The sequence below is a fragment of the Halobacillus kuroshimensis DSM 18393 genome (genome assembly GCF_000425705.1).
Classification (GTDB): domain Bacteria; phylum Bacillota; class Bacilli; order Bacillales; family Halobacillaceae; genus Halobacillus; species Halobacillus kuroshimensis.
Genome location: NZ_AUDY01000011.1, coordinates 17,407 through 40,779, shown reverse-complemented (window position 1 = coordinate 40,779; position 23,373 = coordinate 17,407). Strand labels below are relative to the sequence as shown.

At 39.1% G+C, this 23,373-nt stretch carries 20 protein-coding genes and 1 pseudogene; 4 read left to right on the top strand and 17 right to left on the bottom strand.

Annotation, left to right across the window (positions count from 1 at the left end):
* Window positions 1–620: 620 nt before the first annotated feature.
* The gene (locus tag H615_RS0112935; RefSeq protein WP_027955547.1) at window positions 621–962 is read left to right on the top strand and encodes a hypothetical protein; all 342 of its coding nucleotides are present in this window, start codon (window positions 621–623) and stop codon (window positions 960–962) included.
* A gap of 189 nt (window positions 963–1,151) precedes the next feature.
* On the opposite strand, the gene cntE is transcribed toward H615_RS0112935, so the two are convergent.
* The 9 genes from cntE to H615_RS0112890 all read right to left on the bottom strand — a co-directional run bounded on the left by cntE (window position 1,152) and on the right by H615_RS0112890 (window position 10,456).
* On the bottom strand, window positions 1,152–2,342 hold the full coding sequence (gene cntE, locus H615_RS0112930) for a staphylopine family metallophore export MFS transporter CntE (RefSeq protein ID WP_027955546.1): 1,191 nt from the start codon (window positions 2,340–2,342) through the stop codon (window positions 1,152–1,154).
* Window positions 2,343–2,387: 45 nt separating this feature from the next.
* A complete protein-coding gene (locus H615_RS0112925) occupies window positions 2,388–3,134 on the bottom strand; it encodes an ABC transporter ATP-binding protein (RefSeq protein WP_027955545.1) in 747 nt (248 codons plus the stop codon).
* The gene (gene cntD / locus H615_RS0112920) at window positions 3,135–3,944 is read right to left on the bottom strand and encodes a staphylopine uptake ABC transporter ATP-binding protein CntD (RefSeq protein ID WP_027955544.1); all 810 of its coding nucleotides are present in this window, start codon (window positions 3,942–3,944) and stop codon (window positions 3,135–3,137) included.
* A gap of 4 nt (window positions 3,945–3,948) precedes the next feature.
* On the bottom strand, window positions 3,949–4,809 hold the full coding sequence (cntC, locus tag H615_RS0112915) for a staphylopine uptake ABC transporter permease subunit CntC (protein WP_027955543.1): 861 nt from the start codon (window positions 4,807–4,809) through the stop codon (window positions 3,949–3,951).
* Window positions 4,810–5,742, bottom strand: a complete 933-nt coding sequence (opp1B, locus tag H615_RS0112910; protein ID WP_027955542.1) for a nickel/cobalt ABC transporter permease — start codon at window positions 5,740–5,742, stop codon at window positions 4,810–4,812.
* 82 nt (window positions 5,743–5,824) lie between these two features.
* Window positions 5,825–7,435 carry a staphylopine-dependent metal ABC transporter substrate-binding lipoprotein gene (gene cntA, locus H615_RS0112905; RefSeq protein WP_027955541.1) on the bottom strand — a complete coding sequence of 537 codons (1,611 nt, stop codon included), beginning with the start codon at window positions 7,433–7,435 and terminating at the stop codon, window positions 5,825–5,827.
* 54 nt (window positions 7,436–7,489) lie between these two features.
* Window positions 7,490–8,776, bottom strand: coding sequence for an opine metallophore biosynthesis dehydrogenase (locus tag H615_RS0112900; protein WP_027955540.1), 1,287 nt, complete (start codon window positions 8,774–8,776; stop codon window positions 7,490–7,492).
* A gap of 24 nt (window positions 8,777–8,800) precedes the next feature.
* Entirely contained in the window at window positions 8,801–9,595 is a 795-nt protein-coding gene (locus tag H615_RS0112895; protein WP_027955539.1) for a methyltransferase domain-containing protein, read from the bottom strand.
* 27 nt (window positions 9,596–9,622) lie between these two features.
* Complete coding sequence (locus tag H615_RS0112890; RefSeq protein ID WP_027955538.1) at window positions 9,623–10,456, bottom strand: histidine racemase CntK family protein; 834 nt, start codon at window positions 10,454–10,456, stop codon at window positions 9,623–9,625.
* 297 nt (window positions 10,457–10,753) lie between these two features.
* Between H615_RS0112890 and H615_RS0112885 the strand changes: the two genes are divergently transcribed.
* Window positions 10,754–11,689 carry an ornithine cyclodeaminase family protein gene (locus H615_RS0112885; RefSeq protein WP_027955537.1) on the top strand — a complete coding sequence of 312 codons (936 nt, stop codon included), beginning with the start codon at window positions 10,754–10,756 and terminating at the stop codon, window positions 11,687–11,689.
* A gap of 111 nt (window positions 11,690–11,800) precedes the next feature.
* On the opposite strand, the gene H615_RS0112880 is transcribed toward H615_RS0112885, so the two are convergent.
* The 7 genes from H615_RS0112880 to H615_RS0112845 form a co-directional block, all read right to left on the bottom strand.
* On the bottom strand, window positions 11,801–12,847 hold the full coding sequence (locus H615_RS0112880; protein ID WP_027955536.1) for a galactitol-1-phosphate 5-dehydrogenase: 1,047 nt from the start codon (window positions 12,845–12,847) through the stop codon (window positions 11,801–11,803).
* 211 nt (window positions 12,848–13,058) lie between these two features.
* Complete coding sequence (locus H615_RS0112870; RefSeq protein ID WP_027955535.1) at window positions 13,059–14,093, bottom strand: zinc-binding dehydrogenase; 1,035 nt, start codon at window positions 14,091–14,093, stop codon at window positions 13,059–13,061.
* A gap of 14 nt (window positions 14,094–14,107) precedes the next feature.
* Entirely contained in the window at window positions 14,108–15,367 is a 1,260-nt protein-coding gene (locus H615_RS0112865; RefSeq protein WP_027955534.1) for a galactitol-specific PTS transporter subunit IIC, read from the bottom strand.
* A 43-nt stretch (window positions 15,368–15,410) separates the two neighbouring features.
* Complete coding sequence (locus H615_RS0112860) at window positions 15,411–15,695, bottom strand: PTS sugar transporter subunit IIB (RefSeq protein WP_027955533.1); 285 nt, start codon at window positions 15,693–15,695, stop codon at window positions 15,411–15,413.
* A 24-nt stretch (window positions 15,696–15,719) separates the two neighbouring features.
* Complete coding sequence (locus H615_RS0112855; RefSeq protein WP_027955532.1) at window positions 15,720–16,004, bottom strand: PTS sugar transporter subunit IIB; 285 nt, start codon at window positions 16,002–16,004, stop codon at window positions 15,720–15,722.
* Between the two features lie 2 nt (window positions 16,005–16,006).
* Window positions 16,007–16,492 carry a PTS sugar transporter subunit IIA gene (locus H615_RS0112850; protein ID WP_027955531.1) on the bottom strand — a complete coding sequence of 162 codons (486 nt, stop codon included), beginning with the start codon at window positions 16,490–16,492 and terminating at the stop codon, window positions 16,007–16,009.
* A gap of 37 nt (window positions 16,493–16,529) precedes the next feature.
* Window positions 16,530–18,581 carry a BglG family transcription antiterminator gene (locus H615_RS0112845; RefSeq protein ID WP_027955530.1) on the bottom strand — a complete coding sequence of 684 codons (2,052 nt, stop codon included), beginning with the start codon at window positions 18,579–18,581 and terminating at the stop codon, window positions 16,530–16,532.
* Between the two features lie 630 nt (window positions 18,582–19,211).
* Between H615_RS0112845 and istA the strand changes: the two genes are divergently transcribed.
* Window positions 19,212–20,444 (top strand): IS21 family transposase, encoded by a 1,233-nt coding sequence (gene istA, locus H615_RS0112840; protein ID WP_027955529.1) that lies wholly within the window; start codon window positions 19,212–19,214, stop codon window positions 20,442–20,444.
* A pseudogene (locus H615_RS21325) lies at window positions 20,441–21,021 on the top strand (ATP-binding protein). The gene istA and the pseudogene H615_RS21325 overlap by 4 nt, the downstream one beginning before the upstream one ends.
* 84 nt (window positions 21,022–21,105) lie before the next feature.
* Here the strand turns inward: H615_RS21325 and H615_RS0112830 are convergent.
* Complete coding sequence (locus H615_RS0112830) at window positions 21,106–23,232, bottom strand: hypothetical protein (RefSeq protein WP_035532184.1); 2,127 nt, start codon at window positions 23,230–23,232, stop codon at window positions 21,106–21,108.
* Between the last annotated feature and the right edge of the window lie 141 nt (window positions 23,233–23,373).

The following is a 23,373-nucleotide window of genomic DNA, read 5'->3' as shown; positions in this document are numbered from 1 at the left end:
ATACTCATGAAAACAAAACCTCTCAATCTTACCGCCAGGAGCGAAAGCCCCTTGGGAGTTCTTTAAAATCGACAAAGACTCTCCTTTACCCAGCTCACCTTTGTTGGATGGAGGACAATCTTTTTCATATTCTGGCAGGCAGCCGTCGTCAGCGCCTGCTCCTTCACTTTTTTTCAGGGCAAGTCGCAATAACGCAGCCCATGCCGTTCTTTTGAAACGACGAAGGAGCTATGCTCAACGTTCTCTTTTATCATAGGGTAAAGCTGTCTTCCCACAGGCATTGGCACGAGGAGCGTTCGGTGGTGACGCCTGCGGGAACAGCGCGAGCCGAAAGATCCACTTGGTCAAATGTTTTTTTGACCAAGTTAGCTGAGGCCGTGCCCGCGGCAAGCATCCACCGAAAAGCGGAATGTGTCCCCCCTCAACACGACATGCGGACAACTCTAACTGGATAACACGGATTTTTCTACAGCCTGAAAACCTCTCAATAAAATTGAGAGGTTTTTTTGTAAAAATTCATTTAGAGTATGCAAGCCATGGCATCATTTTATGGTTATTACCTGTTCATTCTGGAGACCTTATAAAAGTAAGGTCAAAACCAATACAAAGGAGGTTTATTTATGGAGAACGGACACGAAATTCATGAGCAGCACTCTCACAAGCACAGCCTTTCATGTGGTCATACAAAAATAAAACATGATGATCACATTGATTATGTGCATAACGGCCATCTTCATCATGAGCATAATGGTCACTGGGATGAATGTACGGTTCCAGTTACAGAAACCAATCCTGATCAGTGTGCTCCTTTGAGTTGTGGATGTAATCATGATCGTGACTGCGGTCATGAATTAGTCCCACATGGTGACCATATGGACTACTTGGTGAATGGACGTCTACACCATGTCCATGGCGATCACTGTGATGACCACGGACCTGTAGAATTAGTTACCCTTAAATAGGTTCTCCTTATACACACCAGCTTCTTTATCTGGTGTGTATAATCAAAACCTTAAAAGATAACAAAAATGCACCTGAGTAAAATCATCATAATTCCCCCTCTTTTTCCATCCAGGAATCAACTTTTAAAAAAAGACATGGAGGATGAACTACGATTCGATTATCAGCATCATAATACAGCTTCCGATGAGTCAAGTCTGTACAACTAATACCTTGCGGCGATCGTGAGAAAAAACAATCATGAAAGCACCCATGACTGCGCAAATTTGATACATGATTGAGTAAGAGAACAAATCTGCAAGCGGCCCCATGGCAACACCTCCGAATGAGACGCCCAGATCCGCCATAGCAATAAACAATCCAAGAAGAACATTTCGATTGAACTTGGGAAGAACAAAACTTAGATAGGTTGTCAATGTAGGATAGATCAGCGCCTGGGCAATTCCCAGCAGAATAGCACCCATATAGAAGAAAGCTGCGCCTCCAGTTATAGAGAAACTTACAAACTGGGCGCCTAACGCCAGCACAAACATGGTCCCCATCATAAAACGCGAATGCCATTTTCCATCTGAAGGAATACTTTTTCTTAAAGTAAACCTGCAAACAACAACAGTAATTGCCATCAGCATCAGATAAACTCCGGCATTACCATTTTCTATTTGTTCAGCATAAAGCGGAATAAATACAGTCACTGCTCCAAACACAACGGAACCCACTAACATGATCACACTGGATTTGAACAAGTGAGGATTTTTGAATAGTTCACTAAACGAAGCGAAGGTACTGCTGCTGGGTTCTTTTTCATCGGACGAAGAAGGAGCTTCTTTATCTTTTTCATCAATTTTGGCACTGTAGCCAAAAATCACAGCAGAAACCGCGATTGTAATCATTACAAATGAAAAGTACTCCATCCCCCCCTGCCAAATACCCAATGCCAATAGGGGGCCGATGATTCCTGGTATGTATGAGAACAAAGAATATAATGAAATACCCTGAGACCGATCTTTTTCAGGCAATGCATCAATAATCCCTATCTGCAAAGCCATTGAAAAGAACGCCGTTGATACACCTTGCAGCATCCTCGCTACCAAATATCCTCCCAGGCCTGTAATTGTATATAAAATTAACGCACAGCCATTCAGAATAAGAATAATACGTAATATCTTTATCGGACCGTATTTTTTTATGATTTGACCTGCCCACGGTCTGAAAAACATAGTTGTGAATAGGTATGCACCCATGATCAGACCAATTGTTGTATTCGTAGCTCCCAGGGCACTTCCCTGCAAAGGAATGATCACATTAAGTATTGCATTTGCGCTGAAATATAGAAGCACAAGTAAATATAACCTAAGAAATGGCCAAGACATAGCTCCGCTCAAGATTCATATCCCTCCAGACACATTGAATTTCACCTTTTTCTTTCATCAATAAATCATTAACGACTTCAAGAGCTGCTTTGCGTATGCAGACTGTGTATTTTTCAGATTCTCAGTTTTTACGATTTCCTCTATTTGACCATTTTTGAATATAATAATTCTGTCGCAAATATACGCAGCTGACTGGATATCATGCGTGATAAACAGATAACTTATGTTATGAGTGTCTTTCAGACGCTTCAGTAGTTCCAGAATCTGTGTTTGAATAGATACATCCAATGAACTGATGGCCTCGTCTAAGATGATACATTTGGGTTCAGTGGAAATCGCTCTCGCAATGCAAACTCTTTGAACCTCTCCGCCCGATAATTCATGAGGATATTTATTTAAGTAAGAGGAAGGTAAACCAACTTGATTCAACAGCCATACAACCTTTTTTCTGCTTTCCATTGTATTTCTGCTGGTAATCTCCATAGGTTCCATAATCGCTTGTTGAACTGTAAAAAACGGGTTAATGGAAGATTTGTAGTTTTGAAATACTACACTAATAATCCCAGACTTCGACAGACTCTTCTTCAATTTCTTCCCATCGAATAAAACAGAACCGCTATCAGGTTTTTCGATTCCCAAAATTAAGCGTCCCAAGGTCGACTTTCCACTGCCGCTTTCTCCTATAATTCCAAGACACTCGCCTTCTCTACAGTCAAAAGTGACACGGTTTAGGACCTGTTGTCTTTCCTTGGAGAATATTCCTCCTTTCGCATAACTTTTTTCTACTCGTTTAACCTGTAACACCTACAGTTCCTCCTTCATAATTCTTCTAAAGTGATCATTTAGAGAACGCCGGGTAGAAATCAAATACTTTGTGTATTCATGTTGTGGGTTTTCAAAAATGTCTTCATTTCTTCCTCTCTCAACAATCGCTCCATCCTTCATTACTAAAACCTCATCTGCTATCCGTCTTACAACCCCTAAATCATGAGATACAAAAATCATAGAGCAGCCCACATTCTGCCTCAACTTGATGAACTGCTCAATCACCTCATATTGCGAGACTGTATCAAGCGCCGTTGTAGGCTCATCTGCGATAATAATGTCCGGCTCCAACACAATACTTAAAGCAATCATAATTCTTTGAAGCATCCCCCCGGATAATTGGTGAGGATATTTTTTTAATATCTCAGCCGGGTGCTTTAGCATGACGCTCCTCATTGCTTCTAATAATCTATCCTCTACTTTGCCTTTGCTCCAGTCAAAATGCTCGTTGATGGTTTCTCTCAAATGGACGCCGACTACGCACGTCGGATCAAATGCGCTCATTCCATTTTGAATGATCATACATATATTTTTCCCTCTTCTTTTTCTCATCACTTTATTTGATAAATGTGTTAAATCTTCTCCTTTAAACAATATTTCTCCAGATTGTTGAAGAGACGGTTTATTCAGCCTCGTTATAGCCTGACACGTCACCGATTTCCCACTTCCACTTTCTCCTACGATCGCTAAGCAGCTTCCTTCTTTTAACTCAAACGAACTGTCTTGTACAATAGATACATTGTCGTTTTTATTCCATACTTTTAATGCTCGAACTTCTAATAGGTTCATACGTTCATGCCTCTACTTTTTCTGTTCTTATTTTTTTCGATTTCATTAACTTTGGATCAAATATAGTTTGCAGAGAATCAGACAAAAAATTAAAAGCAAAAACAACAGTAATAATTGCAATTCCAGGGGCAAGCATTAATTCAGGTCTGGTAAACATGACACTTCTTGCTTCATTCAGCATCATGCCCCATTCCGGAGCCGGGGCCTGTACTCCCAGACCAAGAAAGGAGAATCCAGATATTTGAAGAATCATTGAACAAACAGAACTGCTGGATATAACAGCAATATCCGCCAACGTAACAGGTATAAGATGCCTGCGGATGATTTTAAAATGATTGACCCCTGCAGCTTTTGCAAATTGTATGTATTCAAGCTCCGTATACTGCATAACAGATGTTCGAATGACTCTTGTGAACCATGCCCATTTCATAATGATAAAGGCGATCAATATATTCTCAAGACCTACGCCAAAGATACCAACAAATGCGATAGGCATTACATAGCCTGGAAAAGAAAGCATGATGTCACACACTCTCATAATTAAAGCATCAACTTTACCTTTAAAATAGCCGGCAATAAAGCCTAGTACTGCTCCAATTAAAACAGAAAGCATCAATGCCGCCATCACCCACAATATGCTTGGACGAATCCCATAAATTAACCTCGATAACACACAGCGACCAAGCTGATCCGTACCGAGTAAGTATTCCCATGATGATCCAGCGTATTTCTTACTTATGTTTACTTCAAGAGGGTCATGAGGAGCGAATACGGGTGCAAAGACACCAATTATGATAACTGCCAAAATAACAACTAAAGAACTGGCAGCTAATTTATCCTTAAATAAGCTTTTTAAAAACCTCATTTAAAATCCTTTCCTCAATTTGGGATTCAAAGTCATATTTATCAAGTCAGATAGAGTATTAAATACTACAAAAGATGCGCCAAGCAGTAAAACATACGTTTGTATAATAGGGAAATCTCTTTTAAGAATGGAATCGACACTCAAACTTCCTAAACCTGGCCATGCAAATATATTTTCAATCACAACAGTCCCTCCTAATATTGTAGGAATTCCCATACAAAAAACTGAAATGGATACTTGGAGAGAATTCCTCAACAGGTGTAAGGTTATTTTCTTTTCAGGTAAACCACTTGCACGTCCATAGAATACATAGTCTTCATTTAAATTACTCAGCATAGATGTTCTAATCACTCTAAAATAGATTCCAACGTAACTTACCGTAATGATGCTTACTGGGAGAATATAACTTTCAGCAGAGGACATGCCGCTTGTGGGCAGTAAATCTAATTCTACTGAAAAGTACCAAATCATTAAGGAAGCCAACCAATATGATGGCATTCCAATCAGTACAAAGGACATGGATCTTACCGATTTATCAATGAACTTTCCTTCATTAATGGCACAGATAACTCCTAAAAGAATCGATAAGCCAACTATGATGAAGGATGAAAGCACTGTTAATTTTAATGTATTTATGAAAGCGGGTTTAATTTCATTCCATACTGGTTCTCCTGTAACATAAGATGTTCCAAAATTTAATTGAAAACAATCCATCAGCCAATTAAAATACTGGACAATAAAAGGATCATTCAACCCTAATTCTTCTTCCGTCTGCAAGATTAAATCGTCGGTTATAACGGGGATTCCTCTTGCCTGTAAAAGGATTTCAGCAGGATTGAAAGGTGAAAGATTGATTAAAAAAAAAGTTAAGAAAGAAATAATAATTAAAATCGGGAATACAGCTGCCAGCCGCCTTATTGTATATAACGCCATTGGGTCCTCCTTCTCACTGTGATAGTTTCAACTTCATATCGCATTCCAATAATAGAAAAAATAAAAAGGAGCATGCTCCTTTTTATTTTTCTCTATATGCCATCTCTTCAAATGGGAGTTCATATTGAGTTTGCTTAAAATTAATGTTCTCCAGATTTTCAGGTGCGACGACTGTCATACCACCATATGTGATCGGAATAAATACAGCTTCATCATGAACCATTGTGAGAATATCATCATACAAAGATTGGCGTTCCTCTTTATCCACTGTCACCATCACTTCATCGATTTTTTTATAAAGCTCGTCCGAATTCTTCATCCCTTTTGTTGAATGAAGATTGTAAGAAACATCAGTAAAAGCTGAAATCGTACTTTCAGGATCATAAGCTAACCCCCACGTACGCGTGTACAAAAGCTCATAATTTCCTGACTTTCTTCTGTCTGCGATTGACGTAGAATCTTCTCCAATAATTTCAAGGTTAATGCCCATATTTTTCAGGGAATCCTGTATAAACTCCGCCTGTGTTTTTTGGGCAGGGGCATTGCTGTCGTAATAGAAAGTTACATTTAGATCATTTCCCTCTTTTGTTCTCACTCCTGATCCCTCGTCCAGCTTCCAGCCAGCCTTATCCAATAATTCCATTGCCATTTCCGGGTCATACCCGCGCTCTTTCAAATCAACATCTGCATAGGGGATGTTCTTAGAAAGTAACGTGCCTGCCGGCTGTTCAGTACCGTTTAGAATACTTTCACTGATCGTCTTTCTATCTATTGCGTACCAAATTGCCTCACGTACCGCCGTTTCCCTAATCGGGCTGTCTTCATTACTGCTGTTAACCGCAATCAACTTTGTATCCATCGGTTTACTTCTCACGACTTGGTATTCTCCAGATGCCTCAAGAGCTTCCATGGATTCATAATCGATGCTGTTTGCTCCACGGTCATCAGTGAAGAGGAAGTTAATTTCTCCTTTTTTAAGGGCTAAAAACGTTGTTTCTCCCGAGGGAAGAACTTTCGAAGTAACCTTCTTTACATCAGGTACTCCATTCCAATATTGTTCATTCGCTTCGAACACAGCAGCTTCTTCTTTTTTATGTTCAGTAAGGATATATGGACCAGTTCCGTTATAACCGTTCACCCCGTTTTTGGTACCCCCATCTTTAAAGTCATTAGGCGATAAGAAAGTGTACGGCCTTGTTGTTGATAGTTCGGAAAGTGTAGGGTAGTATGCCTCTGATAAGTTAATCTCAACAGTATATTCATCAATTACTTTTGTTTCTGTGATCTTTTGTGACAGCTGAATCCATGAGTGGACTTCAGCGTTTTCTTGAACAGCATCTATATTTTTCTTTACAGCTTCTGCATTGAAAGGTTCACCATCATGGAATTTAACATCATCCCTTAAAGTAAACGTATACACTTTTCCATTCTCTGATATATCCCACGACTCGGCTAATGAAGGTTTAATTCCCTCTTCTGTATTTTCAACCAACGTCTCAAATACAACTCCCTGAGCTGCCATATAACCCGTATATAAATGTGGGTTCATATCACCAATGTCTTTCGTCATCGCATAAGTCAATTCATTTTCATTTTCATTCTCAGCCTTTGCGTCATCTCCTGAAGAACAAGCCGCTAAGGTGAATATAGTCAGCAATAATAAGCTTAATTGGGTGATTTTTTTATAATGCATATAGAGTAGACTCCTTTTTAGTTCATCTATTCAATTACGGATGATCGCTCGTCCTTATATCTCACTGCAAATCATCTTTATATCTGTCTCAAAACTATTAACAATAAAGGCATCAGATAATAATCGGGAGTCTTGAGAGTTTGCAGCATCCTTTAACTTACTCTCATATTTACTTATAAACTTTTCAATGGTCGGACAGGGTACATTCAAATGTTCTGCTATTCCATGTATGATTTTTATCCGGTAATAATCTTCCTTGGGCATCCTGGGAACATCCAAATATCCTTCTTTATTCACAAAAACCCTTCTAATTGGGACAGCTGAAAAATCAAAATATCTTCCTTGAGCATCAGGCTCTGAAAATGGGTCCACTAACAAAGAAGTGTACCTAATGTAAAGCAAGTATTCCTGGTGGATGTCGTCAAAAGAATTGAAATTCTCGATATCATTACGAGATAAACTTTCCTGCCTGACCGGATAATTATCATCCGTCATGAATTGCAGCAGATTTATTCCATTTATTCTTAACTTCTTAAGAACATTCATGATTTCTTTCCATTGAGATAACATTTCCCGAACTAAATATTGGGTGACCGGCCCCTCTGGGTATACTTTATAAACGTACTTTTTAGTTTCTGTATCTCCAAATATCGCATCTAACGAAAAATCATTCATAAATAATGGAGGGTGAACATACAGAGAAATATTTCTCGTCTCAGCTTCTATAGGAGACTTCATAACTTCCAGCTGCAGTCCGATTTCTTTATACATGAAGCATAATTTATTTACATAATCAGAATTGTAGTGGGACGAGCCAATGAATACTTTCTCTTTAACCGCTGTAGTCAATACATGATTAGAAGGGCGCTCTGCAACCCATCTAGTATCACCAAAATAAGTGGAAAAGCTGATGATTTCAGCGTCTGAATTGTGTTCATTCATGTAACTCCGGAGTAAATGGTTAGAACCTAACGTAGGGGACACTAAAACAATATATTTCACTTTTTCCAGAACATGATGATGAACCTGCCTCAAAACATCTATGTACGCATCTGTCGTTACAGATAATATAAGGGTTTCCCAGTTCCCCTCAACCGTATCAATCCCTTTATAAAGCTGATCGATACGACATTCACCTTCCATCTTTTTATGTTTCTCATTTTGAACACTCACCCTTAGCTGAAAATCATTCTTTTCAATATCGGAATAAAATGTTTCAGATCGAACAGATTCTCTCCCAGCAATCCCTATATAACTATTCATTTGCGCTTTAAAATTCAGGGCGAGCTGGATGGCAGTTGGACCAGTTCCTAATATCAATACTCTGTTGAAACCTTTCATAAATGACTCCTTTTCAAAAATAGATTAGGCTTTTTCATACAAGGCTATGTCGAATATCTGGTCTGGTCGAACAGTATTATCAACTAATCGCCACTTCGTTTGATTAACATTCTTCATTGGATAGTTGAATAATGATTTTAATTTATTCCCATACCTCATAGCTGCCACGACATCATTCTTGGTTAATGCATGTAATTCATTTAATATTTCATACTTTTTTTCTACAGTAGAACTAAATATGATGTGAGTCGCTTGTGATACATAACCTAGGTCCTCCACTGATTGTTGTTCAAGCCTGACATTTAACTCACTACCCAATTTTTCTATAACTCGCCGGCCCAGTTTGACAGCTTCTTCATCAATATCAATTCCAACTACTTCTGCTCCTGTCTGCTTAGCTATCAGAAGTGGAGTCATCGGAAAAGAGCCGGATCCTATGAGTAATACCTTTGAGTTTGAACTGATTTCAAAGCAGCCGAATTCCTGTTGAATACAAGACTCTATGTTGTTAAAGTAACCTGAACCTTCATCATGTCCTTCCAATAACCTTAATGCACGATATTTCTCCATTCTGGCTACACATTGGGCGGATGTCTTTCTTAATTCAGATAAAAGCTGGCTATATTTATTCGAATCGGCTGAACTTAACTGTTCCCATAAATTATTGTGCTTTTCATCTAATATAAATTTTGAGTACTCATCAAGCAGCACCTCTAATTCAGAATTATGGTCCAATGTGTCATTACTATCCTTGGCTAGTACATCAAACCTCAATCTGAAACTTTGTAAATCCTCTCCAAGAGTTTTCATTTCTAACATATCGTCCACCTCCAAAGGTCATTATGGTTATACATCGATAAACGCTTTTCCTACAGCAACCAGGTCGACAGTACCTTCAATAGTCAGCTTCGTCCGTTCACCTTCTTCATGATGGCATGCAACGGTGATCGTTCCTCCTGGCTGCTTAATTTCTGAAACAATGTCCTTATTATGTTTCCATGCAAGATAAGCTCCAAGAGACGCTGTCCCCGAACCACACCCTCTCTCCCATACACTGCTATCCAGATCCGGGATATAAATAAGAGGTGACAATTCATGTGTTTTTCTTTTATACAAAAGTATTCCAATTAAGTTAACTTCTAAAGTCGCTCCCAGGAGTTCTGCTAGAGACTGCGCTCTCTTCTTTTGTTCAGCATTAAATTCATCAGTTTCAAAAATAATATGTAGGAAACCGTCGTACCTTACAATGATGATTTCCAATTCATTTCCTTCAAAAATGATCTGTTTTAACTCAATTTTCTTAGGTAAAGGCATATCAACTTTACAATAAAAGTTATGAGCATCTTGCTTTACTTGACATTGTATTAACCGATCAGATCCAGATACTTCCAGGGAAAACTTCGTACAACCATTTTTCAGTAGATTTCTTTGGGATGAAACGAGTAAAGCAAGCGCCATACAAGCGTTCCCGCAAAACTCCCCCCCAGCCATTTGCAAACGAGCTTCAGCGTTCGTGTTAAATGGTTTTTCAATGAACCCCACTTGCTCTGCATAGACGTTTTGATAGGACATAATCTCAGAAGAAACTGTTTTGTGCTTTTCGATCGGGTAAGGAGTATCTATTAAAATGGTCATATTCTGCGTGGGATTAAATTTCATAAACTCAACTTCGTGTTTCATACGGATGACCTCAATTTTTAATAGGATTGATTATGTAGTGTAATATCAGTAAATCGTAATAATTACGATTTTAATGAACGGTTAAATATTACCATAACCAACCATTTTGTCAATTGATATTCGAAATTATTGCAATTATTTGTCCAGTTTATTTGTGTCCCAACGACTTTCCGTTATCACTCGAAAATTTCAAGCTCACTCATTACGTTTATAGTCGTACACCATAATTTTGTGGTGTTTTCACTTTTTCAGAAAAATTTGATAGTATCTGTAGTACATCATAAAGGAGGGATAGTCATGAAAGTCATATCAAAAGAAGAGATTACAAGTAATTTTTCTATGAAGGAAACGATGGACAGCATCGAGTCTTTTTACGCCGAAAAAGAGAGCGAATTCATATCGCCGGACCGGATGCATATAGAGGATGGGGAGAATACGGCTTTGCTTATGCCCGCCTTCTATGAAGACTATTACTCAACGAAACTTGCAGGCGTTGCTCCTGAAAACAAAAATGCTGGAAAGGACACAATCCACGGCTTGATGGTTCTGAATGACCGCAAGACGATGGAACCCCTTTTCTTATGTGATGCCATTGCCATTACGGCCCTGCGTACAGGTGCTCTGGGAGGACTCGGAATCAAATACCTGGCTAAAGCAGACGCGGAAACGTTAGGCATTATCGGAACCGGCACACAAGGATGGAGTCACTTGGAATCAGCCCTCGCTGCCAGAGATATTAAACATGTACATATTTATAACCGCACCGAAGAGAAAGCCCATCAGTTTAAAGCAAAAGCAGAGACCCGCTTTCCGCAAGTGACGTTTACCGTTTCCTCTGTCGAAGAATTAGCCAGAGAGGCAGACATTATCGTAACAACTACGACCTCCACCACACCTGTACTTCCTGAATTACACGATTCAGATTGGAAAGGCAAACTCATTGTAGGCGTCGGCTCCTTCCGCCCTTCCATGCAGGAAATCTCTGATCAAGTACTAAGAATCGCTGATGAAGTATTTGTAGATGCCAGATCCGCCCTGCATGAATCCGGGGACATGATCCAGGCCGGGCATTTACGTTCGGACTTAGAGAACTCCTGGGACCTCGAAAAAATCATCACCGAAAATGATCCGCCGCAGGATTTAGAAGAAAAGACGATCGTGTACAAATCTGTAGGGGCGGCCATATTTGATTTGGTTGTGGTTCAATCGATTTATGAAAAGCTGTATAAGTAAGAAAGAAAAGTTGGAGCATGGGGCTTATCGTATGATCCGGTCGAGGCCTTCTCGTTAAATAAAATTTAAAAGACCGCTAATTGCGGTCTTTGGTCTATACCATCACATAGCCTAATGGGGAAGAAACATTACTTTAACAAAAGAACCATCTCGATTATTCAGACTTGCAAACGCAGCCGGTCCATCTTTTAATGACAATCGATGAGAAATCAGCGGTTGGATGGTTAACTGTCCAGTATTCATATAATGTAGTGTTGATTCCCATTCCTTACCTGGAAATGGAGAAGATATAGCATTCCAGGAACCGATTACTTTCAGTTCATTACGGACAATTCTCTCAAAGTAAAATCGTTCAAATTCTATGTCTGCATATGGAATTCCCATATAGAGAACCTCCCCTCCCTTTTTTGGAAGCGCAAGAATTTGTTCTGAAGTAACTGGGGAACCAGCACATTCTACCGCTAAATCGACACCTAACTGATCTGTGACTTCAGCTACGTGGTTCTGTAATGGATGAATAGTTGGGTTGATTATCACATCAGCTCCTACTTCCTTGGCTATTTCCAGTTTCTTGTCATCGATATCAATGGCTATTACTTGTGCAGCCCCAAAGATTTTAGCCCACTGTACCGCTAGTAAACCAATACTTCCACACCCCATAATGGCTACAGTAGATCCCGGGGATACACTTGTACGATAAAATCCGTGAGCTACTACTGAAGATGGTTCGACCATGGCTGCCGATTCATAATCAACATTCTCGGGGAGTTGAAGGACATGGGATGCAGGGAGGGTGACAAATTCAGCATAAGCACCAGGGTAGCGAGCGCCAATAAGAGTCAATTTCTCACATTGGGATAAGTTTCCTTTCAAACAACTATGACATTCGCCACAGTAGAAAGTTGGGCATCCAGCCACACGGTCTCCCACTTTAATACGACCTGCCTTGGAGCCTGTCTCCACTACCTCCCCCGAGAACTCATGGCCAAAGGTCATCCCTTTTACATAAGGACCAAGCTTTTTATATCGGGAAACATCGGATCCACAAATACCTACCGCCTTCACCTTAATAACAACCTCGTCTTCCAGTGTTAATACAGGGTTAGGTTTTTCTTCATATCTTAAATCCTGGGCTCCATAAAGATTTAATGTCTTCATGTATCTCACTTCCTATATTTTATACATTTTCCGTTTCTTCCTTAGATACGGAATGGGAAGATCTCTTCTTCATCAACTTCCAACAAGCGCTGCCTACAATCAAGGAATTAAAAATCAGTTGGTTCTCAAAATAGACGTCTCCTATTGACTGCATCGGTCCTAGCATAAACTCAAGAAATGCATGTACCATGTAAAACCCTCATTTCCTTTTCTATTCATCTACCGGCGTCAATAAAACTTTAATAGCTTCACCACTCTTTATAACTTGGTATGCCTGATCCCACTCTGTAATCGGAAATTCGTGGGTCACAAGTGACCGAGCATTCACTCGACCGCTGTTCATCAAATGTAGACTCGGCTCCCAATCAGCAGATTTCTGGCTTCTACTTCCGATGATTTGAATTTCTTTTTGAATAATTTTCTCTAAGTTGAATTCGATTTCCGGCTTAGCGAATATACCTACTTGCCCGTATTGTCCTTTTTTCCTTAGTAGATTCAAGGCTAGGCTTGCAGCTGGTACAGCACCGGAACATTCAAAGACGACATCTGCTCCATATCCATCCGTCAGTCCGTAGACGAATTCTTGTAAATCCTGCTTCTGTATATCCAGGGCGTAGTCAATCCCAAGCTCTTCTGCTTTACTCAATCGAACTTGATCGTGGGATAAGCCAGCAATAATAACTTTTGCTCCTCTGCTCTTGGCAACTTGCGCAGTAAATAACCCTATGGGACCTGGACCAACAACAACAACGAGATCGCCCTGATTAATGACTGTTTTGTCCACGGCATGAAGCGTGCATGCAAGCGGTTCTGTCATGGCGCCAGACCTGTAATCTACTTCAGGTGGGAGATGATGAACGCTTTCCTTCCTGGCAATTAAATATTTGGCAAAACCACCATCTTGTTGTGTTCCGAGCCCTTTTCGATAATTGCAAAGGTTATAATCCCCATTTCTACAATATTCACATTCGCCGCATACGTAAAAAGTTGTTTCCGAAGTCACTCGATCCCCAATCTTGAATTCTGTAACGTCTTCGCCAACATCGACAATGACTCCTGAAAATTCATGACCAAGCGTTACTGGAACTTTCACTTTATAGTGGCCTTCATAGGTGTGAATGTCGGATCCACAAACACCAGTATATTTCACCTCAATCTTCACCTGACCCTTGCTCACTTCCGGCTCCTGTCTATCTTGGATTACTAAATTCCCGAATCCAAGTTCTGTCTTCACAAGTGCTTTCAATCTTATCCCTCCAGTTAATTGAACAAGCTGAATACTTTATAGATGATCCAATTGACTAAATTACCGCCTTGGTCAATGCTCGAGATTTTCGCTGATCCATCCGGCATGTTGAAGTCAGCATTTACAGCCATTTCTGTGAATAAATGAGCAACGTCAGTCGCCATGTAAAGAGATAAAGCGATCATAACTGTTCCAACGATGACGGAATGGACGATATTCCCTCTCGCGGCTCCAACAATGAAGGCGACTACGAATGGTATAGTAGCTAAGTCACCAAATGGGAGAAGCGCATTCCCTGGTAAAACGACCGCTAAAACAACAGTTATTGGTACTAGAATGAGAGCTGTAGAGATTACAGCAGGGTGACCTAATGCAACCGCTGCGTCTAATCCAATATAAATTTCCCGATCACCGAAGCGCTTAGATAGCCATTCACGGGCAGACTCAGAAACTGGCATGAGCCCTTCCATCAGAATCTTCACCATTCTAGGCATCAGCACCATAACTGCAGCCATAGCCATACCTATTTCAATAACATCCCCTACACTGTAGCCAGCAAGGACTCCGATCGCTGCTCCTAAGAACAATCCGATGAAAATCGATTCCCCGAAAATGCCGAATCGTTTCTGGATCGTCTCTGGATCTGCATTCCAATCCTTAATAACAGGGATTTTGTTCAACAACTGAACTAAGAATATCCCCGGGGCATAGGAAATGGTACTTCCTGTAGCAATAGAAACCCCGGGAAGATCATAGAACTTACTGACCATCGGGGCGGTCCAATCTGCTACTTTAAGACAGACCACCTGGAATATCACAGCAGCAATCAAGCCTTGAACAATACTTCCAGATACTGCGTAAATCAATGCTGCCATAAATGTATAGTGCCAAAAATTCCAAATATCAACATTCATCGTCTTTGTCGTCTTTGTCACAAGCATGACAACATTGACAACAAGACCAAGTGGGATGATGAATGCTGCTACCACAGACGCCCAAGCGATTGATGATGATGCCGGCCATCCAACATCAATGACGTTCAGTTCTACGCCTAAACGATCTACCATCCCTTGTGCAGCTGGTCCTAAGTTATTGACTAGCAAGTCAACCACTAAGAAGATCCCCACAAACGCTACTCCAATAGTCAGACCGGAGCGGAAGGCTTTTCCTGGTTTCTGCCCGAATAGCAAACCTAATAAGAAGATAGCGACAGGCAAAATGACCGTTGCGCCTAAGTCTAAAAATCCTTGTACGATATTGACGAAACCCTGCATGTTTACTCCTCCCTAGTTCTAACAAGTTACAAAGAGCGATAACTTACTTTTTAAGCTCCTGTAGAATTTCTTTTTTTGTCTCTTCCGTACCAATTCCAGTCAAGAATGTCCTGGCATTGATAACAGGAAACGGATAGTCTTTTTGGGTCATCGCCGTTGTTACCAACAAATCTGCCGTATCTACATAACCCCCTACTTCTGCAATTTTAATCTGTACCAGGTCAACGTCCAGGTTGTTTTCTTTGACCATCTCTTCAATCGCTCCGTTCACAACAGTTGATGTTGCAATACCTGCTCCACATGCTACCAATACTTGTTTCTTTGTCATGATTATTTCTCTCCTTTTGAGTTTTTATTTTTGAAGCGCTGTCAAAATCTCTTCTTTTGTAGCAGCTGTTCCTATACCAGTAAGGAAGGATCTTGCGTTAATGACAGGGAATGGGTATTCCTTCTGCGTCATTGCTGTAGTCACCAGTAAATCAGCCGAATCCACATATCCGCCTACTTCAGTAATCTTGATCTGCACCAGGTTAACGTCCAAGTTGTTTTCTTTTGCCATCTCTTCAATCGCTCCATTCACAACGGTTGATGTTGCGATACCTGCTCCACATGCTACCAATACTTGTTTCTTTGCCATGATTATTTCTCTCCTTCAAGAACACCGAAGTCCAATTTCTCTTCTAATAGACTTCTAATATTCGTTTTATTTTTTTCATTAAGAATAGACATAAGTGCTTCTTCCGTTTGAAAAACACCCATTAACTGTTGTAATAATGACAGCTGCGAATGAGATTCATCCATCGCCAGTAGAAAGACAATGCGCACTGGGATCGTTTCCTTATCATCACCCATCACACCAAACTCGACCGCATCTTTCAGTACACCTACACTGATTGCTTTACGCTGGACATGATCCACGTCTGTGTGAGGAATCGCCACAGCTACTCCTGCAGTTGGCAGCCCAGTGGCGTATTCTTCTTCCCTTGCGATGATAGCGGGAATGAAGCTTTCCTTAACTAAGTTATAAGAGAGTAAATTATCTCCCATTATTTTCAGTACTTCTTCTTTGGAAGCTGCCTCCAGATTAAGTAGAATGACAGATTCATTAAAATAGATATTGCTCACCGTTTTCACCACTCTATATTAAATATTTTTCAACTTTTTACTCGGTAGAATAAGCTTGAATCAGATGATGGACATCTTTTACTTCGTCCGCTTGAATAAGTCTGGTTCGATCTCGTTCTGACCCTGCTAAGTTCATCAATTGCATTAATCCATTCATATGCTTTTTCTTATCCTCAGCAGCGATTACAACAATGACGTGGACCGTTTCTTCCTCATTAAAAGATACACCTTGTTCCACTTTCAATAGACTCATCCCTGTTTTTATCACTCCATCCTCAGGGGCTGCATGGGGAATAGCAAAATGGGGTGCAATAATGATATAAGGATCCCTTTCTATGTGATGAACCATTTTATCCACATACCTGCGTTCCACATAACCTTTCTCAATCAAAGGTTCGGAAGCGATCTCTACAGCCTGTTCCCAAGAGCTTACAGCGCTTCTCAAATTAATATGATGAATGGGAATCAGTTGATCTAAGTGAAGGATTCTTTGTTCTAAGCTTTGTTTAATAGAAGATTCCTCATTACTGTAGATATAAGAGTTCAGCTCATCCACCAACACTCTTTCATTATGAATAGTCGTGTAGTTTCGAATGATATCCATAAGATGATCCACATGAATGTCGTTTAAGACATACCCTTGAACTTTCATCATGACTTGTTTCCTCAAGCGCAGGCGGTCATCGTGGTTCAGGAAGGTTTGGCACACGATCACTTTTTCAATTTCCTTGCTATCTAAAGGAATTGTGGAGAAGACTAAATCACAATCTAATTCGTATTCCATATACTCTCGTTTGGACAAAGAATCTAAGAATACAAACTCTGGAAACAGCTCGGTCAGCTGATTAAACAGCAATCTCGAAACGGAAATCCCCTGTGGACAAACCACTATTGCCTTAATCTTTTCCTCAATGCTTTCTCCTTGTCTTGTCATCCACCCACCAATCAGCATCGTCAAATAGGCTGCTTCATTGTCTGGAATTTCGGTTCCCATGAACCGTTCTAATGGCCAAACGGAGCGTTTGAGGAGATGATGGATCTCCTTAAGTTCATCCGTAATCGAATCTTGGATGACTTGTGTCTCTGTTAATCCATATTTGATTCGGTAATAGGCAGGGCGTATATGTTGGTAAAGTTTATCCACCAGATGCTCTCTGTTTTGAAAATGGATACAGGCGCTTTTCTCAAATAGTTGAAGCACTTGTTCAATAACCGGAATCAAATCAGTCGTCGCATCAATATCCGCCAGCTCCTCAGATCGATATACATTTGTCGTCAATAGATGGAGTGTCATGAATAATCGCTCTTCTTCCGGAATATCGACTGATTCAAAAATTTGACCTACAAGCTTGTATGCTTTAGTGCTCGAGACATCATCATGTTTCAACGGGAAGTTCGTAATGACGAAACCTCTTTCAATCCTCCTCAGAACCAAAGCCAAAATATAAGGCATGATCTCTATTTTTTCGTCAGTGAATTGAATTTTAAGTTCGTGTTCAAGCTCCCCGATTTGATTTTTGAATTGAGATAACTGTTCTGTGGAAAGCGCGGCCAATTCTTTCACTTTGCTTTTCCCGGTATGTATCATCAATTCGTAAATCGCCTTAATCAGTACACGACGAATTTGAAACTCTTTACCTTCCAGCAAATACCCCGTCTTCCTGGAGTATTTAATCGACACACGATAGGGATCCAAGAAGGACTGAGCCTGCTTCAAGTCATTCAAAATGGTATTTTTACTGAAGTCCAGCTCGTAAGTGAAATGATTCAAAGACAATTCTTTTCTACTTAAAAGCATAAGTATTATTAAGTGAACTCTTTGCCCCTCTGATAAAACGGACGTTTCAAACGTCGGCTTGTGTTCACCGTTAACTCGAGCAAAGATAGCACGATCAATGATGAACTGCCCCTGCCTCGTTCGCTCAATTTCCGGTAGGTTGTGAGACTCCAACCAATCATTGATTTTGGTGAAACTATATCCAAGTTGTCTCCTCGTCAAATCATACTTCTTTTCCAAAGTTGTACTTGTGATCTTCGGGTTAACAACTAACTCGCGAAGAATTTTATTACTTCTTTCATTAAGTTTCACTCCGTCTGTCCCCCTTCCACAATTTCATTCTAGCACCTATAACAGCTTAAATGTATACGCTTTCATCACAAGATAATGGAGTTAGAATGTACATCATAGTGATTTACTTTTGCAATATTCAATTATTTATAAGTGACGCATAGGTCCTCAGCAGCCTACTAAACGTATGTTTCTATTATATTATGAACCTAAACCATACTTGAATTTACTCAATTCGTTTTTCTTCTCGATCGACAAAGAAACTCCCAAATTTCGCTATTATATAAATCTCATTTTTTAAGCAAAAAAAGAGCTTACCCCCTCATTAAAAGAGTAAGCTCTTTTATCTTGTAGCATTGTCACATCAGGGGGATAGGTATGGAAAACCTTACATCATGCCGGCCATGGCTTCATCAAACAAAATAGTAAAAAATAATGCCAAAATAATATGTTATCTCCAGCTTCATTCAGTATTATGCATTTAATAACCCTAAATGAAATTGTTAAATAATGAGAAAGAGTATGTCATTCGGTATGTCATTATATTCTGTAAGCAACGGTGGTAAAATCCCTAATAACAACGGTTCCAAATTCCCCAATAATAACAGATAATCATTTCTATACTGGATAAGGATATGGAGTGTAGAAGTGATGATCAAGATTGGGGAATTCTTAATGATTAGAGAATTATTTCAAAAAGGGTGGTCAATCACAGCTATCTCTAACGAGACTGGCTTTGACCCAAAATCTATTAGGAAGTACATAAAATCTGAAGAATTACCAAGGATGAAGAAAGTACCTAGAAAAGGTAGTAAGCTTGACCCCTTCAAAGGTTACTTAGAGAAACGCATGAAGGAGGGTACCACGAACTGCACCGTATTATTAGAAGAGATTACATCTATGGGGTACGAGGGCAAACTGACAATCCTCCGGGATTTCATTCGACCGTACAGGGTGCGACCAAAAAAGCAAGCTACTATAAGATATGAGACTCCTCCTGGGAAACAAGCTCAGATGGATTGGGGACAGATTGGTAAATTCGAAGTTGATGGTGAAATAAAGGATATTTATGCTTTTGTAATTTTACTAAGTTATTCGAGGCTTAAATATGTAGAGTTTACAGACAGCATGGATTTAGAAACTTTAATGAAGTGCCATATGAATGCCTTTGCTTATTTCAATGGAGTTCCTGAGCAAATTTTATATGACAATATGAAAACTGCTGTTATCAGGCATAGCCCAGTCGAAATCAGATTCAATCGGAAGTTCGAAGAATTTTCAGCTTACTATGGAATTGTCCCAAAGGCATGTAAACCACACCGACCACAAACAAAAGGAAAGGTGAAAAATGTTGTTGGATACTTAAAGAAGAACTTTCTGCAGCGCAAGCATGAACCTACGTTAAAAGCATTAAATGAAAATGTAAGAGTGTGGTTAGATCAAATAGAAAACCGTAAGGTTCATCAGACAACGCTTGAATCACCTCATAGACGTTTCCAGCATGAACAAAAGCATTTAATGGCTTCAAATACGAAACCATTATTCCCTATTCATCATTGGGAGATTAGAAAAGTGAGTAAGGATTGCTTTGTTTCCTATCTCGGTAAGAGGTATTCAGTACCCTTTCGGTACGTTGGGCAAGAATTGAAGATAAAAGAAACGTTAGATCATCATTTAGAGATTTATGACCATTATGAATGTGTGGCTAAACACCCTATTATGACTGGAAAGGTAAGAGACCACATTAACCTTGAACATTATAAAGGACTGCAAACGACTACTGATGGTTTGCCGACCCCCAGCCGTTTACAGTCCCCCGATATTGAAGTAGAACAGCGTTCCCTTCAAATTTATGAGCAACTAGAAGGAGGTGATCAATCATGACCACAAACCTTTTAGTTGAACGCTTAGAAGAAATCGGTTGGCATTACACCGCCGATCAAATAGATGGTCTCCTTGAAGACGCATCTAAAAATAATGTACCATATTCGGACTTCTTAATCACGCTATTATCACAAGAAATCGAACAAAAGGAAAAGGCAGCTTTAGATAAGCGTCTAAAGAAAGCGAAGCTCCCCTACATCAAGAGTATTCATGACTTCGACTTCAGTTTTCAACCTAGTATTGACGAACGAAGAGTGAAAGAAGTGTTATCGGGGAGATATATCCATAATGGAGATAACATCCTACTTCTCGGACCACCAGGAGTAGGAAAAACACATTTAGCCATTTGGCTTTTGAAGCTATCACGAATGGACACCAAGCACTTTTTATCACAGCAAATGATTTTATAGCTGAGTGGCAAAAGGCAGAGAAACAAGGGTTAATCCAACGGATTATTAAAAGATATAGTCGACCAGAATTACTAATTATTGATGAATTAGATTACTTTAGTTTCGATGAACTAAGCGCACACACCCTTTTCCAAATCATTGGAAAGCTACTTTCAATACTTACTTAGTAAATCAAGGGAACTTGAGGAGAAGAAAAAATAAAGAGCATGTTTAGTAACATGCTCTTTTTTAACGGATTCTTTTTGGGATAATCAAGAGAAGTAAATCCTCTTCGCTAGTTCTGTAATTTCATTGTATGTTTTTCCATTAATATCTTTTTTTCCTTTTTCAATTAAACCAAGTTCTTGAAGTTTACTAGTCCGTTTCCCAACCATTTGATGAGTACTATCAATAAGATGCGAAATTTCTCCTGCCCTCATTTTTCTCTCCTCGGAATTCAATACGGATAGTATTTCTACCTCAATAGTTTCTAGCATTATATCCTCATCTAATTGAGTGAATTCTTCTTTAAAATTATCAGCAATATAAACTACTCTACAATCCCCTACAGCACACTCTGGACACTTCCAGTGATACATTTCAAAACTTTCTCTTTTGTCTAAGGAATAACAAGTGCCACAATTGTTACATTCGATGGTTTGGTTATTAGAAAGGTAATTATGAACAGCACGAGTATAATCAAAACACCTTTGAACAAAGTAATTCCTATACTCCCTACCTGGAGGATAGCCCCATTGAAATCTTTCACTTTCCACCAATCCATAAAATAGTGCATAAACAGTAACTTGTTGACCGTCCTTATTACGGGTGTTTTTATATTTAGATAAAAGAAAATTAGATTCAAGAGAAGCAAAGAATTCATTTAAATTTGGAGTAACAATGAAATGGCTAGTCGGTGGATTTGAAATACCCTGAAAATAGGTCCCCCCCAGTTCATCACCCATTATTCTTTTACGTGTCTCTTTAGCTTCACTTATTAAAGTTCCAAGGAGTTCCTTTTGATTATATCTGTCTAGTTTGTTTTCGAAAGGTTCAAGAGCAAACCTATTTAACTTATCAAAATAAAGATGGACAGTTTGTTCAAAATATTTTCTTGATGCTAACCTAATTGCTTGTAAGTTTATTTTACTTCCTTTTGAAATTCTATCTATATAGCAAAAGTGTAACAAATGACCAATTATTCTCGGAACATTAAAAGACGCTTGAAACAATAACCTATAATACTCATCCATTGAGTTAGAGGAACAATCAAAATAATCTTCAATATCTACCTCAAACAAATTAAATCTAGTTTCTAAAAGTCCCATTGTATAATTCATGGCTGATCGTTCCATTTCTTGTACTTCAGTTGACTCATATAGGTCGGAAAAGTCTAAGTTTATTGTATCAATTTTATTCGGGTCTATTTTCCCGTAATAAACCCTTCCAGGGTACCCTGCTACTTTTAGTTTTATTGCCTCATTACTAGAATTGTTTAATGGAGATAGAATAACATCTACAAAGAGCCTTTGATCAACAAAACTTAACTCTGAAAAATCATCTAAAAAAATAACCAACTTAGATAATCCGCACTCACTTAACAAAGTTTGAATTTCAGTTATGATTTCACTGAAAGGAAATGATTTATAGACAACATCAGAGTATTCATTATAAATTTCATGGTCATCCAAAGATTTATCAAAATCAGTGAGAGAGGATTCTGCAGATGCCTCTATAGACCCTGAACCAGTAGTTTTAACACTTCCTTTACCTCCCAATTTTTCACTGGTGGTCTTAGCATTTTCCGTTTGATTCTTAGTCCTTATTTGTGTTGTTATCCTTTGCAGAATTGGTAACTCATTTGACTCTAATTTCGGAGTTTTAACTTCTTCCTGTATTTTTTCTAAACTTGACCTAAGTTCCTCATATCGCTTTTTCTTACCTGTCCATCTTTCCCAAATCGATAAATTTTCGCAGCTAACATTTATTTTCTTTAATAATTCTGATATAACCTGCCCTAACATTGACTTCCTTAACATATGAGATCTGAATGCTGTCTCACTGATATTATCATTTGCAGATACTTCATTTGACGTTTGTTGAGTAGGGATCATGTCATAAAGTGACTTAACGTCTAGATATGTAGTAATAATATTTTTTTTATCCCTCATTGAAAGTTGTGCTTTTGTAAAAATCGTACTTTTTCCTGTTCCTTTTCTCCCTAGAAGAAATGTTGTGTTGCTTGATAGTACAGAATGCAATACAGCATCCCCAGGAAGGGGATCCATATAAATTTTATCCACCGGGTCTACTCCTATTTCATCCTCAAAATCTCTTAATTCTGCCCTTCTATATTGCCTTAATGATTCGGCTATTTTCATAAATTTAATATGCTCCACTTTAATCCCCCTGAAAATATTACTTATACTGGTATTTTATCACAAATTACAGATTGGTAAGAAAAAGCTGCTAGTATTCCTATACTGTCAGTAACATATCTTTCTAAATATGAATTGGAAACAAGAATATTTGTTCGTATA

Bases quoted from the DNA above. Each gene is read 5' to 3' on its own strand.
- opp1B (WP_027955542.1), bottom strand. From the start codon at position 5,742: ATGGCGTTATATACAATAAGGCGGCTGGCAGCTGTATTCCCGATTTTA.
- H615_RS0112885 (WP_027955537.1), top strand. From the start codon at position 10,754: ATGAAAGTCATATCAAAAGAAGAGATTACAAGTAATTTTTCTATGAAG.
- H615_RS0112900 (WP_027955540.1), bottom strand. From the start codon at position 8,776: ATGAAAGGTTTCAACAGAGTATTGATATTAGGAACTGGTCCAACTGCC.
- H615_RS0112880 (WP_027955536.1), bottom strand. From the start codon at position 12,847: ATGAAGACATTAAATCTTTATGGAGCCCAGGATTTAAGATATGAAGAA.
- H615_RS0112860 (WP_027955533.1), bottom strand. From the start codon at position 15,695: ATGACAAAGAAACAAGTATTGGTAGCATGTGGAGCAGGTATTGCAACA.
- cntD (WP_027955544.1), bottom strand. From the start codon at position 3,944: ATGAACCTATTAGAAGTTCGAGCATTAAAAGTATGGAATAAAAACGAC.
- H615_RS0112890 (WP_027955538.1), bottom strand. From the start codon at position 10,456: ATGAAACACGAAGTTGAGTTTATGAAATTTAATCCCACGCAGAATATG.
- cntC (WP_027955543.1), bottom strand. From the start codon at position 4,809: ATGAGGTTTTTAAAAAGCTTATTTAAGGATAAATTAGCTGCCAGTTCT.
- H615_RS0112895 (WP_027955539.1), bottom strand. From the start codon at position 9,595: ATGTTAGAAATGAAAACTCTTGGAGAGGATTTACAAAGTTTCAGATTG.
- cntA (WP_027955541.1), bottom strand. From the start codon at position 7,435: ATGCATTATAAAAAAATCACCCAATTAAGCTTATTATTGCTGACTATA.
- H615_RS0112935 (WP_027955547.1), top strand. From the start codon at position 621: ATGGAGAACGGACACGAAATTCATGAGCAGCACTCTCACAAGCACAGC.
- H615_RS0112865 (WP_027955534.1), bottom strand. From the start codon at position 15,367: ATGCAGGGTTTCGTCAATATCGTACAAGGATTTTTAGACTTAGGCGCA.
- H615_RS0112855 (WP_027955532.1), bottom strand. From the start codon at position 16,004: ATGGCAAAGAAACAAGTATTGGTAGCATGTGGAGCAGGTATCGCAACA.
- istA (WP_027955529.1), top strand. From the start codon at position 19,212: ATGATCAAGATTGGGGAATTCTTAATGATTAGAGAATTATTTCAAAAA.